The organism is Mediterraneibacter sp., assembly GCF_030825015.1.
Taxonomy (GTDB): Bacteria; Bacillota; Clostridia; order Lachnospirales; family Lachnospiraceae; genus Mediterraneibacter.
In genome coordinates this window covers 1-17721 of the sequence record NZ_JAPJQP010000019.1, presented here as the reverse complement: position 1 = coordinate 17721, position 17721 = coordinate 1, and the positions used below count along the sequence as shown (strand labels likewise).

The 17721-nt window shown below is 41.3% G+C and carries 15 protein-coding genes; all 15 read right to left on the bottom strand.

Annotated features, from left to right (window positions below; all coding sequences use genetic code 11):
- Nucleotides 1-50 precede the first annotated feature (50 nt).
- Nucleotides 51-1154, bottom strand: coding sequence for a 30S ribosomal protein S1 (rpsA, locus tag RCH61_RS08100; protein WP_306480395.1), 1104 nt, complete (start codon nucleotides 1152-1154; stop codon nucleotides 51-53).
- Complete coding sequence (ispH, locus tag RCH61_RS08095; RefSeq protein WP_306480394.1) at nucleotides 1135-1986, bottom strand: 4-hydroxy-3-methylbut-2-enyl diphosphate reductase; 852 nt, start codon at nucleotides 1984-1986, stop codon at nucleotides 1135-1137. The genes rpsA and ispH overlap by 20 nt, the downstream gene beginning before the upstream one ends.
- Before the next feature lie 34 nt (nucleotides 1987-2020).
- Nucleotides 2021-2677 (bottom strand): (d)CMP kinase, encoded by a 657-nt coding sequence (gene cmk / locus RCH61_RS08090; protein ID WP_306480393.1) that lies wholly within the window; start codon nucleotides 2675-2677, stop codon nucleotides 2021-2023.
- Between the two features lie 56 nt (nucleotides 2678-2733).
- Nucleotides 2734-3993, bottom strand: coding sequence for an NAD(P)/FAD-dependent oxidoreductase (locus RCH61_RS08085; RefSeq protein ID WP_306480392.1), 1260 nt, complete (start codon nucleotides 3991-3993; stop codon nucleotides 2734-2736).
- Nucleotides 3986-4921: a MurR/RpiR family transcriptional regulator gene (locus RCH61_RS08080; protein ID WP_306480391.1), complete on the bottom strand. Its 936-nt coding sequence runs from the start codon at nucleotides 4919-4921 to the stop codon at nucleotides 3986-3988. The genes RCH61_RS08085 and RCH61_RS08080 overlap by 8 nt, the downstream gene beginning before the upstream one ends.
- 88 nt (nucleotides 4922-5009) lie before the next feature.
- Nucleotides 5010-6833 (bottom strand): aminopeptidase P family protein, encoded by a 1824-nt coding sequence (locus RCH61_RS08075; protein WP_306480390.1) that lies wholly within the window; start codon nucleotides 6831-6833, stop codon nucleotides 5010-5012.
- A 123-nt stretch (nucleotides 6834-6956) separates the two neighbouring features.
- Nucleotides 6957-8372, bottom strand: coding sequence for an oxaloacetate decarboxylase subunit alpha (locus tag RCH61_RS08070; RefSeq protein WP_306480389.1), 1416 nt, complete (start codon nucleotides 8370-8372; stop codon nucleotides 6957-6959).
- An 18-nt stretch (nucleotides 8373-8390) separates the two neighbouring features.
- Nucleotides 8391-9542: a sodium ion-translocating decarboxylase subunit beta gene (locus RCH61_RS08065; protein ID WP_004845027.1), complete on the bottom strand. Its 1152-nt coding sequence runs from the start codon at nucleotides 9540-9542 to the stop codon at nucleotides 8391-8393.
- A gap of 23 nt (nucleotides 9543-9565) precedes the next feature.
- A complete protein-coding gene (locus tag RCH61_RS08060; protein ID WP_178007828.1) occupies nucleotides 9566-9934 on the bottom strand; it encodes a biotin/lipoyl-containing protein in 369 nt (122 codons plus the stop codon).
- Between the two features lie 18 nt (nucleotides 9935-9952).
- Nucleotides 9953-10729, bottom strand: coding sequence for an OadG family transporter subunit (locus tag RCH61_RS08055; protein WP_178007830.1), 777 nt, complete (start codon nucleotides 10727-10729; stop codon nucleotides 9953-9955).
- A 14-nt stretch (nucleotides 10730-10743) separates the two neighbouring features.
- Entirely contained in the window at nucleotides 10744-12183 is a 1440-nt protein-coding gene (locus tag RCH61_RS08050; protein WP_178007832.1) for an acyl-CoA carboxylase subunit beta, read from the bottom strand.
- Between the two features lie 434 nt (nucleotides 12184-12617).
- Nucleotides 12618-14612 carry a 2-isopropylmalate synthase gene (locus RCH61_RS08045; protein WP_178007833.1) on the bottom strand — a complete coding sequence of 665 codons (1995 nt, stop codon included), beginning with the start codon at nucleotides 14610-14612 and terminating at the stop codon, nucleotides 12618-12620.
- A gap of 133 nt (nucleotides 14613-14745) precedes the next feature.
- On the bottom strand, nucleotides 14746-16011 hold the full coding sequence (locus tag RCH61_RS08040; protein WP_178007835.1) for a D-alanyl-D-alanine carboxypeptidase family protein: 1266 nt from the start codon (nucleotides 16009-16011) through the stop codon (nucleotides 14746-14748).
- A 206-nt stretch (nucleotides 16012-16217) separates the two neighbouring features.
- Nucleotides 16218-16787, bottom strand: coding sequence for an SMC-Scp complex subunit ScpB (gene scpB / locus RCH61_RS08035; RefSeq protein ID WP_178007837.1), 570 nt, complete (start codon nucleotides 16785-16787; stop codon nucleotides 16218-16220).
- Nucleotides 16777-17535, bottom strand: coding sequence for a segregation/condensation protein A (locus tag RCH61_RS08030; RefSeq protein ID WP_306480388.1), 759 nt, complete (start codon nucleotides 17533-17535; stop codon nucleotides 16777-16779). The genes scpB and RCH61_RS08030 overlap by 11 nt, the downstream gene beginning before the upstream one ends.
- Between the last annotated feature and the right edge of the window lie 186 nt (nucleotides 17536-17721).

Genomic DNA, 17721 nt, shown 5'->3' with positions numbered 1-17721 from the left:
ATGTGAGCATCGTTCCCCTTCTTATCCATTATATAAACTTCAAAAGAAAATTACTCAGCATCTGCGCTATAATCAACAGATACAGCATCTTCCTCGTCGCGATCTGCTTCTAATGCTTTCATGCTCAAGCTGATCTTCTTTTCTTCTTCATTCAGATCAACAATCTTTGCTGTGATCTCCTGTCCTACTGAAAGAACGTCAGACGGTTTTTCAACATGCTCTCTTGAAATCTGAGATACGTGAAGAAGTGCGTCTACTCCAGGTGCAAGTTCTACGAATGCACCAAAATCTGTCATACGAGCAACTTTTCCTGTAATTACAGTACCAACTGCAAAATTCTCAGCAGCGTTCGCCCACGGATTTGTCTCCGGGAATTTCAAACTAAGAGCAACCTTTGTATCGTGGATATCTTTCACAAGAACAGTCAATGTATCTCCGACATGGAAATTCTTCTTCGGATTATCGATTCTTCCCCATGACATCTCAGAAATATGAAGAAGTCCGTCTACTCCGCCAAGATCAACAAACGCACCGAAATCTGTTACGTTTTTGATTACTCCTTCTACTCTGTCTCCAACTTTTAATCTTGCAAAAAGTTCTTTCTGTTTTTCTGCACGCTCAGCAACAAGAAGCTGTCTTCTGTCACCGATCACGCGGTTTCTTCTCGGATTGAACTCGCTGATTACAAATTCAATTTCCTGTCCTTCGTATTTTCCGAGATCTTTCTCATAAGAATCAGATACAAGACTTGCCGGGATAAATACTCTGACTTCATCAACTGTAGCGCAAATACCGCCTCCAAGGATCTGCGTAACTGTAGCTTTAAGAACTTCTTTGTTTTCAAATGCTTCGCGCAGTCTCTCGTTTCCTTTCTCGGCTGCAAGTCTCTTATATGTAAGAAGAACCTGACCCTCTCCGTCGTTTACTTTCAAAACTTTAACGGTCATCGTATCACCTACGGACACTACTTTTGTGAGATCGACTGACGGATCGTTGGAATATTCATTCTTTGTAATAATACCGTCTGCTTTGTAACCGATATTCAGGATGATCTCCTCCGGTTTCACGTCGATTACTGTTCCCTCAACTACTTCTCCATTGTGAATTGTTTTAAATGACTCGTCTAACATCTGTTCAAAAGATAATTCTGACATTATTTTGAACCTCCTCAATTATATTGTTGGGCGTGGATGCCCCTGCTGTAATACCTACTGTTTCCACTGACCCTAATTGATTCAAATCCAAATCGTCAAGTGTCTGTATATAGTACGTATTGTCACATGCTTTGCGGCAGATCTCAACTAATTTCTGAGTATTGGAACTATGTTTGTCTCCAATAACGATCATAGCATCCACCGACTCTGCAATGCTTTCAGCTTCAGTCTGACGCTCTTTTGTAGCATTACAGATTGTATTTAAAACACTTACATCATAACTCTTTTTTATTATAATTTCAACTAAATCTTTAAATTTATTGTAATTAAATGTCGTCTGAGAAACGACACATATCTTCTCATTTCGATCGACCGCAAGATGAGAAGCGTCTTCTGCGCTTTGTACTACGGATACACGATCTTTCGCCCACCCCTTTATCCCTTGAACTTCAGGGTGATCGGGGTTACCGATAATTACAATGTGAGCCCCCTCTGCGCTTTTTTCTGACACGATATTGTGAATTTTCTTCACAAACGGGCATGTTGCGTCTACGATCCGCAGCCCCTTTTGTTCGATCTTATCATAGATCCGCTTTTCTACACCATGGGATCGGATAATAATCGTACCCTCACCGACTTTGTCCAGTTCCTCTTCTGAGCGAAGTACGATAACGCCTTTATTCCGCATATCTTTGATCACTTCTTCATTATGAATGATCGGACCGTAAGTGTAGATCTTTCCACACGCCGAATCGACCTGTTCGTACACTGTATCAACCGCTCTTTTTACACCAAAACAAAAACCGGCAGTTTTCGCCTTTATCACTTTCATTCTCTGTCCCCTTCATCTTTCATGAAAAATCTGCCTATTTGCAATGACTGCATATCGTATTCACTACTTCCTCAATCGTCATGTCGGAACTGTCCACCAAAACAGCATCGTCTGCTTTTTTAAGCGGCGCAATCTCCCTGTTCATATCTCGCGCATCCCTCTCCTGAATATCCCGTGCGATCTCTTCAAAATCACAGTTCTCACCTTTCTCGGTAAGTTCATCATATCTGCGTTTTGCTCTTGTTTCCACACTGGCTGTCAAATAAATCTTTACATCTGCATTAGGAAGAATGTTCGTTCCGATGTCGCGTCCGTCCATGATCACATCTTTTTCTGCTGCGAGTGTCCGCTGCAGTTCCAAAAGTTTTTCACGCACTGCCGGAATAGCCGACGTTTTGGACGCCATATTTCCGACTTCTTCTGTACGAAGCATGTCTGTAATGTTTTCACCGTTTAAATAAACCTGCTGTACGCCATCTTCATACGCAATGCTTACATCTGCATCTTTACATGCCTTTGCCACAGCTTCTTTGTCTTCGGCTGAAATTCCTTTTTTTAAGAAATGAATTGCCAAGCCTCTGTACATAGCTCCTGTATCTACATATATATATCCTTTTTCTTTGGCAACCAGTTTTGCGATCGTACTTTTTCCCGCTCCTGCAGGACCGTCTACCGCCACATTATATCCCATTTTTCTCTTCCTTTCTTCTTGCCGTCTTTTCATCTTTGTTCTTTTTCGTCTTCTTTTTATTCATCTTTTTCCCCGGCATTTATCCCTGCAAGATATGCCGTAGACCATGCGATCTGAAGGTTATAACCTCCTGTAACAGCGTCAAGATCTAACACTTCTCCCGCAAAGAACAAGTTTTTTACTATCTTTGACTCCATTGTACCCGGGCAGATCTCTTTTACACTTACTCCGCCTTTTGTAATGATTGCTTCACTGTAGCTTCGCAGACCGGTAAGCGTCATTTGAAAATCTTTGATTAGATGCACAAACCGCATTCTTTCTTCCTTCGTAATCTCATTTACCTTTTTTTCTTCCTCAATTTCCGAAAGTTCTGTCATAACAGGTTTCAATTTTGACGGAAATAAACTGTCGACCGCATTCTTAAACTGCCGGTTATGATTCGTTTCAAACTCCCTGAGCACTCTTCTGTCAAGCTGTTCTTCTGTCAGCGCCGGCTTCAGGTCGATATGAAGAGTAAGTTCTTTTTCTTTCAGCCGCTTTCCGATCACACTGCTGGCGCTTAAAATAACAGGACCTGTTACACCGTAATGAGTAAACAGCATTTCTCCGAATTCCTCATATAATCGCTTCTTTCCATCTGTTATCCAAATCCGAACATTTCGAAGAGACAGACCTTGCAGTTCTTTGGCATACCATTCTTTTACTTCCATCGGAACCAGAGCAGGAAACAATTCTGTCACCTTGTGCCCACATGCCTTTGCGAAACGGAACCCATCTCCGGTGGAACCTGTACTCGGATAAGAAACACCCCCGGTCGCTACGATCACTGCATCTGCCGGAACGAACTCCTCCTTCTGTTTTTTTGTATGATCTGAAAGAAAAACGCCTTTTATCTCCCCGTCTTCCACAGACATTTTTTTCACTTCAGTGCAAAGAAACACCTGAACACCAAGACGATGCAGTTCTCTTTGAAGCGCTCCGATCACATCTGATGAATGATCAGAAACCGGGAAAACTCTGTTTCCTCGTTCGACCTTTGTCTTTACGCCAAGCTTTTCAAAAAAGTCAATCACCTGCTCATTCGTAAAACTGTAAAATGCACTGTATAAAAATTTGGGATTGCTGACTACCGCCGGGAAAAATTCTTCGATTTCCGATGCATTTGTAATATTACATCGGCCTTTTCCGGTTATAAACAACTTTCTTCCAAGTCTGTCATTTTTCTCGTATATACGAACATGATGTCCGTTTCCGGCAGCAAATACCGCAGCCATCATTCCAGCGGCGCCGCCGCCGATAACGATCACATTACTCATTTTTTCCTCCTGCTGTTTCCTCTGGGAAATAAGGACGTTTCATAGGATCCAATTCATCCCTGCTGTATACTTCATATTCTCCCCATATTTCTTCTAACGTTTCAAGTGTTGAGACAACTTCCCTCTGCTTTTTCATACAAAGCGCTACAACAAGCGCATTTACTACACTTAAAGGAGCTACCAGCGAATCCACGATCGACGCCATATCACTTCTGGCAATCAAGTTACAGGACGAATACAGATTCATCGGCGAATGGATACTGTCTGTCAGAGTGATCACCTTCGCCTTGCGGTTACTTGCAAATTCCAAAGCTTTTAACGTACGCATAGAATATCGCGGAAAACTGATTCCTATGATAACATCTTTTTCATTGATCCTGATCAGCTGTTCAAATATTTCACTTGAACTGTTTACATCGACAACAGACACATTGTCACAGACAAGATTTAAGTAAAATCCCAAAAACGATGCAAGCGGAGCACAGCTTCTGATCCCGATCACATAAACCCTCCTCGCATTAAGAAGTGTGTCTATAGCAAGATCAAACGCTTTGTGATCAATATCAGCAAGCGTCATTTTGATTTTATCAATATCAGACTGAAGGACTGTTTCTAAGATTTCACTTTGGCTGATTCGACCGTATGTCACTTCCATCCTCTGAATCGAATTCAGCTTATTGCGAACAAGTTCTTCCAACGCTTTTTGAAATCCCGGATATCCTTTATATCCGAGCTGTGTCGCAAAACGTACGACTGTCGACTCGCTCACTCCGACAATCTCGCCTAATTTTGCTGCCGTCAAAAAGACCGCCTTATCATAATCATTGCATACATAATCTGCAAGGCGCCGCTGTCCTTTACTCATTTTTTTATATTTTTCTTTAATTCTCAGTAAAAGTTCATTTGTCGTTGTTTCATTTTGTCCCATTTTTGTTTCCTACTTTTTTCATTATTACTGACTGATTATAGCTTATTTTTTCTTTTCTGTCATTGCCCGATCATCAGATCATCAAAATTTATATCGGTCTTGTGTATTTTTTTAACCAGATCCGCTCTTTTTCATCCAAATATTTCTCAAGTTTCTCATAAACAGTATAATGATACTCATTTAGCATCTTTTTTTCTTCTTCATTCATTTTTTCCGGAAGTACAGCGTCAAGATCGACAGGCACAAAAGTAAGCGGTTCAAAATGCAGAAATTTCCCAAATTCATTCTGTTCATCTTCTGCAACGAGAAGTTCATTTTCAATCCGGATTCCGTGCAGTCCTTCCCTGTAAATTCCGGGTTCATCTGTAATTACCATATTCTTTTCAAGCGCCGGAGCCGGATTTTTTCCTTCCCTCCATCTGAAATTGATGGGAGGTTCATGAATATTCAAAAGATATCCTACTCCGTGACCTGTTCCGTGATTAAAATTCAGCCGTTCTTTCCAAAACACTTCTCTTGCAATACAGTCCAGATTCGCTCCACTGCATCCTTCAAGAAACACTGCATTCATAAGACGGAGCATCGCCCTTAGAACAAGCGTAAAATCTTCTTTTTCCTGACGACTCACATCGCCAAGCGCCACTGTTCTTGTAATATCCGTCGATCCGTCCTTATAGTGTCCTCCGGTATCTGTCAGAAGAAAATGCCCTTCCTTTAGAAGCACATTGCTTTCTTCTGACGCGCTGTAGTGAACAATCGCTCCATGCTCATGATATGCGCTGATCGGTTCAAAACTCGGTCCTAAATATCCGTCCTGCTCTTTTCGGAAGGCTTCCAAACGATCAGAAGCAGAAATCTCGGTAATCTCAATCTTTCCGATATTTTTCTTCAGCCAGTACATAAATTTTGTATGAGCCACCGCATCTTTTAGATGAGCCTGCCTGATATGCTCCACTTCAATATCATTTTTCACCGACTTCATTTTTATTTCCGGATTCTCTTCTTCAATAACTTTAACCGTATCCGGTATCAATTTATAAACAGCATAACTGATCCGTTCCGGATCGATCAAAAGCTTTCTCGTATTCTGGGATAAATTCTTTTTCACGTTTTTCAGTTGTCTGATTGCATCTTCCAGTTCTGTATAAGGTCTTAAAAAGACATTATTTTTTGCTAATTTTTGTCTTAGTTCTTCTGAAAATTTCGCCTCTTCTGTAAACAGTTCAACATGTTCCTCATCCATCATCAAATGCGCCAGCACAAGAGGACAGCAAGGAATATCATTCCCTCTGATATTCAGAAGCCATGCAATATCGTCAAGACTTGACAGAAGGTGAACATCTGCTCCGGCCTCTGACATTTTCTTACGGACTCTTTCTAATTTAGATAATACAGATTCCCCTGCATAGGCTTCTTCCAAAGCATAGGCTTTTCCCGACGGAAGCTTTGGTCTGTCTTCCCACACAAAATCCACAAGATCTGAAAGACAAGATATCTTTCCCCTCTTCTCTTCGGCAATCTTCGCAAATTCTTTTCCCTTTTCTACTTGAACGGTTCGACCGTCAAAACCGACCGTTCCGCCTTCCGGCAGTTCATTTCTCACAAAGTCTTCCAAGCTCGGGCAATCCGGCTCTCCCATTTTAAAAAGTTCTATCCCACTACCCTGCAGTTCTTTTTCCGCCTGTATAAAATATCGGCCGTCCGTCCAAAGACCCGCTTTATTTTCCGCGAAAACCGCTGTTCCGGCAGATCCTGTGAATCCGGTCACATACTGCCGTTCTTTAAAATAATCTCCGATATATTCACTGTTATGATAATCCGTTGATGAAACGATATACAGATTAATCTTTCTTAACTTCATTTCAGATCTAAGAGCTGCAATTCTGTCTGAAATGCTCCCTGAATATTTCATCCAAAGCCTCCTGCTCCTTAAAATTCCTTTTTATGATACCACTAAACGAAAAAGAGTACAAATAAAACAGGATCGATCTCCTGAATAAATTCAATCGTTCGATCCTGCTGTTATTCATTCTGATTATACCGGATATGCTCCGTTCTTAGTATCTGCTACTGTAACATCAACTTTCGTCTGCTGTGCCTGTCTGTATTTAAAGAAATCAACGGCAACCTGCGGGAATAATGCGTAAGTAAGAACGTCTTCATCCTGCTGAATCCACTGCTCACATTCTTTTCGAAGTGTATCAAGCTCATTCGGGATCAAATCAGCCGGACGGCATGTAATGATCTCTGCATCCTCACCTAAGATCTTCTGCTGAAGCTGTGCGTCAACCGGTTTTGCTGTTGCACCATATTTTCCTGCCAGAATATCCTTTGTCTCTTTCGTCGCCATTTTATATCTCTCGCCCATCAGGACATTGAATACAGCCTGTGTTCCCACAATCTGAGAAGACGGAGTAACAAGCGGCGGCTCACCAAGGTCTTTACGGACACGCGGCACTTCTTCAAGCACATCATAGAACTTATCTTCCGCTCCCTGCTCTTTTAACTGAGATGTCAGGTTAGAAAGCATTCCTCCCGGAACCTGATATAATAAAGTCTTAATATTCACACCAAGGTTCTTCGGATTGAGCAGTCCGCTCTCAAGCGCTTCGTCTCTGATCGGACGGAAATAATCTGCAATCTCAGATAACAATTTCTGATCCAAACCTGTATCATACGGTGTTCCTTTAAACGTTTCTACCATTACTTCCGTTGCCGGCTGAGAAGTTCCAAGCGCAAACGGAGACATCGCAGTATCAATGATATCAGCTCCTGCTTCTACGGATTTTAAATAAGTCATTGAAGCAACTCCAGATGTATAGTGGGTGTGCATCTCAATCGGAATACTTACCGCTTCTTTCAAAGCAGTAACAAGCTCTGTCGCTTCATACGGGACAAGCAGTCCTGCCATATCTTTTACGCAGATGGAATTTGCTCCCATATCTTCGATTCTTTTTGCAAGATCTACCCAGTAATCAAGCGTATATGCATCTCCCAGTGTATAAGACATTGCAACCTGAGCATGAGCCTTTTCTTTATTTGCCGCTGTCACCGCTGTCTGCAAATTTCTAATATCGTTCAGACAATCAAAAATACGAATAATATCGATTCCGTTTGCAGCGGATTTCTGTACGAAATATTCAACTACATCATCTGCATACGGACGATATCCGAGAATATTCTGTCCGCGGAACAGCATCTGAAGCTTTGTATTTTTAAACCCGTCACGGAATTTCCGAAGTCTTTCCCACGGATCTTCTTTCAGGAAACGTAAAGACGCATCAAACGTTGCACCTCCCCAACATTCAACTGCATGATATCCGACCTGATCCATCTTTTCAATAATCGGAAGCATCTGATCTGTCGTCATTCTTGTGGCGATCAGTGACTGATGCGCATCACGCAGAATCGTTTCTACTATTTTAACTGGTTTTTTTTCAATTTCTGCCATTTATTTGTCCTCCATCAATTACTTAACGCCAAAGATTGCCATAAACGTTCCGGCTGCAACCGCAGTACCGATAACACCTGCCACGTTCGGTCCCATCGCATGCATCAGCAAGAAGTTCGTCGGATCAGCCTCAGCTCCGACTTTCTGTGAAACACGAGCCGCCATAGGAACGGCAGATACACCCGCAGATCCGATCAGCGGATTGACTTTTCCCTTTGTCGCCCAACACATTATTTTACCAAACAGCACACCCGCCGCGGTACCAAACGCAAACGCGATCAGTCCGAGAGCAACGATTTTCAAAGTATCCCAGTTCAGGAATGCTTCCGCACTTGTTGTCGCTCCGACAGAAGTTCCGAGCAGAATTACAACGATATACATGAGCGCATTTGAAGCTGTTTCCGTAAGCTGTCTTACAACTCCTGATTCTTTAAACAGGTTTCCAAGCATCAGCATACCTACAAGAGGAGCAGTTGTCGGAAGAATCGTACAAACAACAATCGTTACGATGATCGGGAAAAGAATTCTCTCTAATTTTGATACCGGACGAAGCTGCTCCATCTTAATCTTACGCTCTTTCTCTGTTGTGAGCAGTTTCATGATCGGCGGCTGAATGATCGGAACGAGTGACATATAAGAATATGCCGCCACCGCAATCGGTCCGAGGATAGCCGTCTGCTGTAATTTTCCGGCGAGGAAAATAGAAGTCGGTCCGTCAGCTCCTCCGATAATGGAGATCGCCGCTGCTGCTTTATCCGAGAATCCCATCGCCATTGCGCCTAAATATGCCGCAAATATACCAAACTGTGCCGCAGCTCCGAGAAGGAAGCTTTTCGGGTTCGCGATCAAAGGTCCAAAATCCGTCATCGCTCCAACTCCAAGAAAGATCAAAGACGGAAGGATCGACCATTCGTCAAGAACATAAAAGTAATAAAGTAATCCACCTGTACCATTGGCTGAATCTTCGGCATGGAGCATAATATCAGGATAGATATTTACAAGCAGCATACCGAAAGCGATCGGCACAAGCAGAAGCGGCTCAAAGCCGTGTCTGATTGCTAAATAGAGAAACACACACGCAACAGCGATCATAATCAAGTTTCCGACCGTAAGATTCATAAACGCTGTCTGTTCAATGAGGTTTCCCAGTGTATTTGAAATATATTCCATTTGTTAAAAACCTCCGTTAGTAACTAATTTAATGTAGCTAATACTGCTCCTGATTCTATCGCATCTCCTACAGCCACATCAATGCTTGCGATTGTTCCTGCTTCCGGTGCAACAACCGGGATCTCCATCTTCATCGCTTCGATCACGATCACAGTGTCTCCTGCCTGAACGCTCTGACCTACGCTTGTCGGAATCTGGAATACTTTTCCTGCCGCGCCTGCTTTTACCTGAATACTTCCTGCACCTGCTGCTTTTGCCGCCGGAGCCGGAGCAGCTTTCGGAACCGGAGCCGGAGCCGGTTTTGGAGCTGCCGCCGGGGCTGCGCCTGCACCTTTTTCTTCTACTGTTACATCATATACATTTCCGTTTACTGTGATTGTATAATTTTTCATTTTTTGATCTCCTTTTCCTTAATTCCATTTATTAGATTTTCTTCTCTTGATCGAACGGACAATAAATCCATCCGTTGATGTACCTTCTGCCGCTGCGATTGCCGCTGCGATCACAGCCGCAAGTTCCGTATCTGCAGAAACATCCGTTGTCTCTTCCACAACCGGCGTCGCAATCGCCTTCGGTTTTTCATCTGCGGTCTCTGCTTTCGCACCTTTTTTAAATTTCTTTTCAAGTTCTGGAATGAACTTAAATAACGAAATAATAAACGAAATGAAAATCAATACTACAAATACTGTTCCCATTCCAAGGATTGTATTAAGCCCTGCCTTTTTCAGGATCTCCGCCGTACTATAATGCGCCCCGATCGTCAGGCTTTCTATATTTCCTTCCCGGTCAAAAGCAAATTCAACCGTTCCGTCTTTGTCTTTAAATTCAGCTTCTGCAGTCAGAACAGCGCCTTCATTTGTCTCTTCCATCGTATAACCGTCCTTCAAAGCAACAAATGTGCCGCATTCTTCCTGCCCTGCGTTCCATGACTCGATCATTTTCAGGAAATCTTCTCCTGCAACCGGAACGCCGGTCTGAAGCAATGTCAGATTAAGTTCAAGATCGGACATATCAGAAAAGTTCTGGAAATCCGCCTCTCCCATCATGCTGAAATTCTGAACCATAAAATCGGCATACTGCTCAAGCTCTGCCTGATCATATCCGATTGCATCATCAGACTTTCCACATCCCGAAAAACTAAAAACAAGAATGAGGATAAGTCCTAATAAACTGATTTTTTTCTTCACTTCGCCTCACCTCACTAAACCGTACCGTGTTTCTTATTCGGACGATCCTCTCTCTTTGTAAACAGCATCTCAAATGCTCCGATCACATATTTTCTCGTATCAGCAGGAACGATGATCGCGTCTACATAACCTCTGCGCGCCGCTGACTTCGGACTGGACTGAAGCTCCTCATATTCTGCCGCTTTTTCTTTTTGTGTCTGAGCATCCGCAGTCTCGTACATAATACGAGCCGCAAGATCAGCATCCATCATACCGATCTTTGCATTCTCCCACGCATATACCATATCCGCGCCGATCGATTTGCTGTTCATTGCAATATAAGCGCTTCCATAAGCCTTTCCTGTAATTACATTCACTTTCGGAACTGTCGCATCTGCAAATGTATAAGTCAGTCTTGCAACTGCTCTCGCCATATCCTTTTCAGATTCGATTGACGCCGAAAATCCTTCTACATTTGTCAAGGTAAGTACCGGAATAGAAAACGCATCACAGAAATTTACAAAATCAACCGCTTTCTTACATCCGTCTACTGTAAGAGCACAGTCAAATGAAGCCGCTTCTGCTCCGTCTTCCGCGTATACTTTTGTACGGTTTGCAACTGCTCCTACCGTCATACCGTTCAAACGGATAAATCCCGTTACCATTTCTTTTGCATAATCTTTTTTCATTTCTGCAAAAATGTGATCATCTGCGATCTGTGAAAGAACGATTGCAGGATCCTCTGCACCATTTTCAATATCAGGGCAAATACGGTTCAGATCATCCAGACATTCCTCATAGGAAAGATCGTCTTCATTATTCGCCGGAATCATACAGATCAAAGAACGGATCTGGCTTAAAATATCCGCTTCTGTTCCGATACCGTCAACAAGTCCTGCCGTCTCACTCTGATATTTCGCACTGGAAGTATCACATCTTGAGATTTCATTGCCTGCAAGCGCGTTCGGGGAATTTACAAAAAGCTTTCCGCTTTTTTCTTCCATAAATGTAAAATCCGCCAACCCCGGAACAACTGCAAGTCCGCCGCCGCACATACCGAAAATCGCTGCAATCTGCGGTACAACTCCGGATGCCATTGCCTGCTTGTAGTAAACGCTTCCGAAAGCTTCCAGCGCATCTGTAGCCTCCTGAAGTCTCAGTCCGGCACAATCAATCAAACCGATAACCGGAGCTCCCATCTTCATCGCCATATCATAGATATTCGCGATCTTCTTTGCATGCATCTCTCCGATCGCTCCGTTGAGCACCGTGGCATCCTGACTGTATACATATACAAGATTCCCGTCGATCACACCGTATCCTGTAATAACACCGTCAGCCGGAGTTTCTTTTTCCTGCAAGTTGAAATCTGTACTTCTGGCAGTAACAGCGCCGCCGATCTCAACAAAGCTTCCCTCATCAAGCAATGTAGCAATTCGTCTGCCTGCTGAGTTTCCTGTTGCATTGTAGCTCATATTTTAGCCCTCCATATCAATAAATTTATTTAAATAAACCAAAATTTCTGCCTATTTTAGTATATACTAACATTTATGAGATTTCAATTAAAACTTATCACAAGACGTTCCTTTTATTCTTCTAAAACCCCGGATTCTCGTAGTTTTCTCAGAAAAGCTTCTATTAAAATACCACACTTTACACAAAGATCGGTTCTTGTTTTCATCTCCATATTCTTTCTCCGCCGATCTCTGTTCTCTGAAACAATTTATAATCCATCAAAATATATATAGAAGAAAAACCTCCATTTCAAATGGAAGTTTTTCAGCCTTGCTCTTATTGGGATTTAAACTTTTTATTTCCTTTTGCAAACTTTCCAAAAATCTGCCGCCATGTGCGCCCTCTCTTGCAGATTAAGATTTCTTGATTGTTTTATAAGGAACAAAACAAAATGTTATTTTTTATTTCTATATTGAACCGGTGTCATATTATACATTTTTTTAAACACACGATTGAAGTGTTCTACATTTTGATATCCTACCATTTCTGCAATGCTTTCTACTGTCGCATTTCCACTTCTAAGCATTGCCCGTGCTTTTTTCATACGGATCTGTTTTAAAATATCTCCGAATGTCATTCCCGATTTTTCTTTAATATATTTTGAAAGATATGGTTTTGACAAGAAAAATTTCTCCGAGAGATCTTCCAGCGTCACACTCTTATAATTTGCATAAATATAGTTTGTAATTTCTAACAGCCTTTCATCTTTTCCGGCATCTGAAATCTCACTTAATTTATTTACAGCAACAACAAGCGCTTCGATTGACGCTTTAATAATATCGGCATCGATACCGACTCCCCAATATTTTTTCTTATTACATATAATTCCCACATAGGCAACCGCTCTTGAAGAAGAACCTTTTGTCAATGAATGTTCTTCATAAAAAGCTAACTGATAATCTACATCAAAGTAATGTTTGATTGCATTGCTTACCGCATCTAATCGACCGTTTCCTACACCGACAATTCTCCGGTCATTTCCATTATGGTGGATCACTGCATCAGCCACCATACCATTTTCCTGTTTGAAATGACACTCGTCAACTGTAAAGATTGTCTTTGCAGTAATATAGTTATCTTCGAAAATATGATATACCCAATCCGGGGTGAGTTCTTTATGCGCTTTGTCGGAAACATCTTTGACAAGATAGCCGACTTCCTCTTTCATCTTCTCCGGCAGACTGATACCGAAACTCTGCTTTAAGATGTAATTTACGCCGCCTTTTCCTGACTGGCTATTAATTCTTATCACATCCGAATCGTATCTTCTTCCAACATCCTGCGGATCGATCGGCAAATACGGAACATCCCATTTTTCGCAATTTTTCTCTTCTCTCCAAGACATTCCTTTTGCAATCGCATCTTGATGAGAGCCGGAAAAAGCAGTAAATACAAGTTCTCCTGCGTAAGGCTGACGCGGAGATACATGCATACGAGTTACCCGCTCATATACTTCGCAAATATCACTCATATTTGAAAAATCTAATTTCGGATCAACTCCTTGAGAAAACATATTCATCGCCAATGTAATGATATCAACATTTCCCGTACGTTCTCCGTTTCCGAACAATGTACCTTCAATTCTGTCTGCTCCTGCTAAAATACCAAGTTCTGCGTCACTGATCCCCGATCCTCTGTCATTATGAGGATGTAACGATAATAATACATTCTCTCTGTGAAGCAGATGTTTATCAAAATACTCTACCTGGCTTGCAAAAACATGAGGCATAGCATTTTCTACCGTTGTCGGAAGGTTGATGATCGCTTTATTCTTTTTCGTCGGTTTCCATACATCCAAAACTGCATTGCATACTTCAAGTGCATAGTCAACCTCTGTTCCTTGAAAGCTTTCCGGACTATATTCAAATGTAAAGTTTCCTGAAGTTTCTTTTGCCAGTTTTTTTAATAATGTTGCCCCGTCAATCGCAATCTGTTTGATCTCTTCCTTACTCTTTTTGAAAACCTGTTCTCTCTGAGCAACGGACGTAGAATTGTATACATGTATAATTGCATGGGGAGCTCCTTTTACTGCCTCAAATGTTCTTTTGATAATATGTTCTCTCGCCTGAGTAAGAACCTGGATCGTCACATCATCAGGAATCATTTTCTGCTCGATCAATGCTCTGATAAATTGATACTCCGTTTCAGATGCTGCCGGAAATCCCACTTCAATCACTTTAAATCCAACATCAACGAGAAGCTGGAAAAATTCTAATTTTTCATCAAGACTCATAGGTTCGATCAATGCCTGATTTCCGTCTCGAAGATCTACGCTGCACCAAATCGGCGCTTTTTCAATGCAATCTTTTTTCACCCAGTCATAGCAAGGTGTAGGAGGCATAAAATAAGTTTTTTCATATTTTTTCCAATTTTCTCTCGTTGTCATCATCGTTGTTCTCCTTATATAATATCAATAATATTGCGTTTTTTTATCATTCACATACTACCACATTATATCCGCTCTTACCAGTGGCGAATTTAATCATTTCTATTGATATTTTTTAACATTTCTGATTTTTCTTTTACAACAAAAAAGTTTTATACAAATATTTCAGGCAAATTCCAACCGTACGTTCCTTTACTGTTTTTGTGGAAACTAATTTATAGGATGCTGTCTTCTCTCCGTTGATCCGATAAATCGCCTCCCCGACAACTTCTCCTTTCTTGATCGGAGCTTTCACTCCTTTTTTCAGCTTCTGTTCTATCTCTTCTTTATCATTTACGCCAATTAAGATTTCTTTGGATTCTCCGACAGCTTTCGTCTCCAACAAAACAGTTCCTTTCTCAGGAAATCCGTCAATATAGCCGTTTATCACATTTATCGTTTTTCTTTCCCCGATCTGTACCGGAGAGATCTCCTTATAAGAATAATTTTCCAGTCCATATGTCATCAGTTTTCTTGTGTCCGACCATTTGTAACCTTTATTGTTTGGCCATCCGCAGGCAAGAAGAGAAACAATCAGCGTTTTTCCGTCTTTTCTAAGCGCTCCTACATAACAGTATCCGGCATCTGCCGTAAATCCTGTTTTCCCGCTTAAAGCGCCGTCCATCATTTTCAAAAACGCATTATGATTGACGCAGGAATAGTTTCTCTCCCCCTCGCAATCAGCAAACGTATATGTATCTGTTCCGGTAATTTCCAAAAACTTTTCTTTTTGCGGAGATTCCATAATGCAGTATTTCATAATTCGAGCCAAGTCTTCCGCAGTTGTATGGTGAATTCCTTTTTCATCCTGTCCATCTAATCCATTTGGCGTAATAAAATAAGTAGATCTGCAGCCAAGCTCTTCCGCCTTTTTATTCATCATATCAGCGAATTTAGAGACATCTCCGGCGACGCACTCCGCCACTGCCACCGCGGAGTCATTGTGGGATTCCAGCATAAGAGAGTAAAGAAGATCCTTTAAGTAAAACGTCTGTCCTGTCGTCATTCCTAATTTCACTTCCGGCTGCGAAGAAGCGATGCTGCTGACTTCTGTTTTTTCAGACAAACTGCCATTTTCAAGAGCAAGAATACAAGTCATGATTTTTGTTGTACTCGCCATCGGCATCTGTGCATCCTTCTTTTTTGCAAACAAAATACGCCCTGTCCCGGCGTCCATTAAAACCGCCGAACGGGCGTACAGATCAGAAGGTCTGATCTCAGCAATCTTTTGATTTTTACTCTTTACACTTTCCTCTGCCAAACTCTCCGTTGAGAATTCGTTCCAAACAACCGAAATACAAATGCCAAACAGCAGTAATACTGCCAGTATTTTTGTATTGATTTTATATGTGTTTCTCCGCATAATAAGATCCCTTTATCTTCCTTTTTCTCTCTAACTATATGCATGTACTTCTGATCTTATGCATGCGGATACGGCTGTACAGCCTCCTCTTTTTCATTGATAAGACTATTTAACTCTGTTTCGTAATTATACTGTTTCCTTTCCGCATGATTTAAATACTATTTCCTGATTGCGGGGTTCTGTTTTTAATATAACACGGTTTTCTTTTAAATATCCAGCTTCAACTGCGCTTCATCTTCTGCCTCTTCTTTAAAATGTTCAATCTGTTCAGGATTTAACGAAGGAAGGTCATCCAATGACTGTACGCTGAAACGACGAAGGAATTCCTCTGTAGTTCCAAATAAGAGAGGTCTTCCCGGAGCATCTAAACGTCCGGTCTCTTCAATCAACCCATATTCTACAAGTTTATTTACCGCATGATCCGATTTTACACCTCGGATCTTTTCTATCTCTAATTTCGTCACCGGCTGCTTATAGGCAACGATTGAAAGCGTCTCTAAAAGTACGTCTGTAAGCACATACCGCTTCGGTTGTTTTGCAACTCTGATCAAATATTCATACATTTCCTTTTTGGTACATAACTGAAAAGAATCTTCCAGCTCAATAATACGGATCCCTCTGTTTTCTTCTTCATACCGATCCATCATATTCCGAACAAGTTTTTTCGTCGTCTCTTCATCATGTCCGATCGCAAGAGCCAGCTTGCTTATTTCAACTGAATCTCCCATTGTAAATAAGATTGCTTCAACTGCTCCTTGAAGTTTATCAATTTCCATCCGCTTCTCCCACCTTTTCAATCATGATCTCTCCGCATGTTTCTTCCTGCTCCACGCGGATCTCTCCCAGTTTCATCATTTCCAATACCGCCAAAAATGTAACAACAATATGCATTTTGCTTTTTTGTTTTTCAAGAAGCTGCCTAAAAGAAAATCTATGATGTGTATGCATGTATTCATGTATATATACAAATTTATCTGATACGGTCACTTCTTCTTTTTCTATTTTTCCAAACTTACTGCGGACAGGATCGATCTTATCGACCTGCCTTTTCATAACTTCTTTAAAGATTGCATTTAACTTCGTTAAAGTCAGATCACCAAGCAGTTCATCCAAATTAACCGGTTCTGCATACTCTCTTACTTCCTCCGGTATCGTAGGATTTTTATAGAGGATCCGATCCGCATCCGTCTGTCTGTCCTTCAATTCATACGCCATGTATTTATACATTTTATATTGAAGGAGCTGTTCCACAAGTTCACGTCTCGGATCCTCTTCCTCTCCATCCTCTGTCTCTTCTTTCGGAAGCAGCATGCGACATTTTATATCGAGAAGAGTAGCTGCCATAACAAGGAACTCACTCATAATATTTAAATCTTCTTTTTGCATATTTCTGATATATTCCATATATTGATTCGTAATTTCCACGATTGGAATATCATAAATATCTATTTTGTTTTTATCGATCAAATGAAGCAGAAGGTCCAGCGGACCCTCAAATACTTCAAGTTTTACCGGAATTCCCATACATTTTCTCCATCATCATACAAACTGTCGCTTGTTGCTTTTCCCGCTCATCCTCTAAAAAAAGATTTCAACAAATATCAACGCTAACTCTATATTATAAAGGAGCTTTTTCTTTTTTACAATCTTTTTCTTTTCTTGAGTTTCCGCAGTTTTATCCACAGACCTCTGATTATTACTGCATCTTTA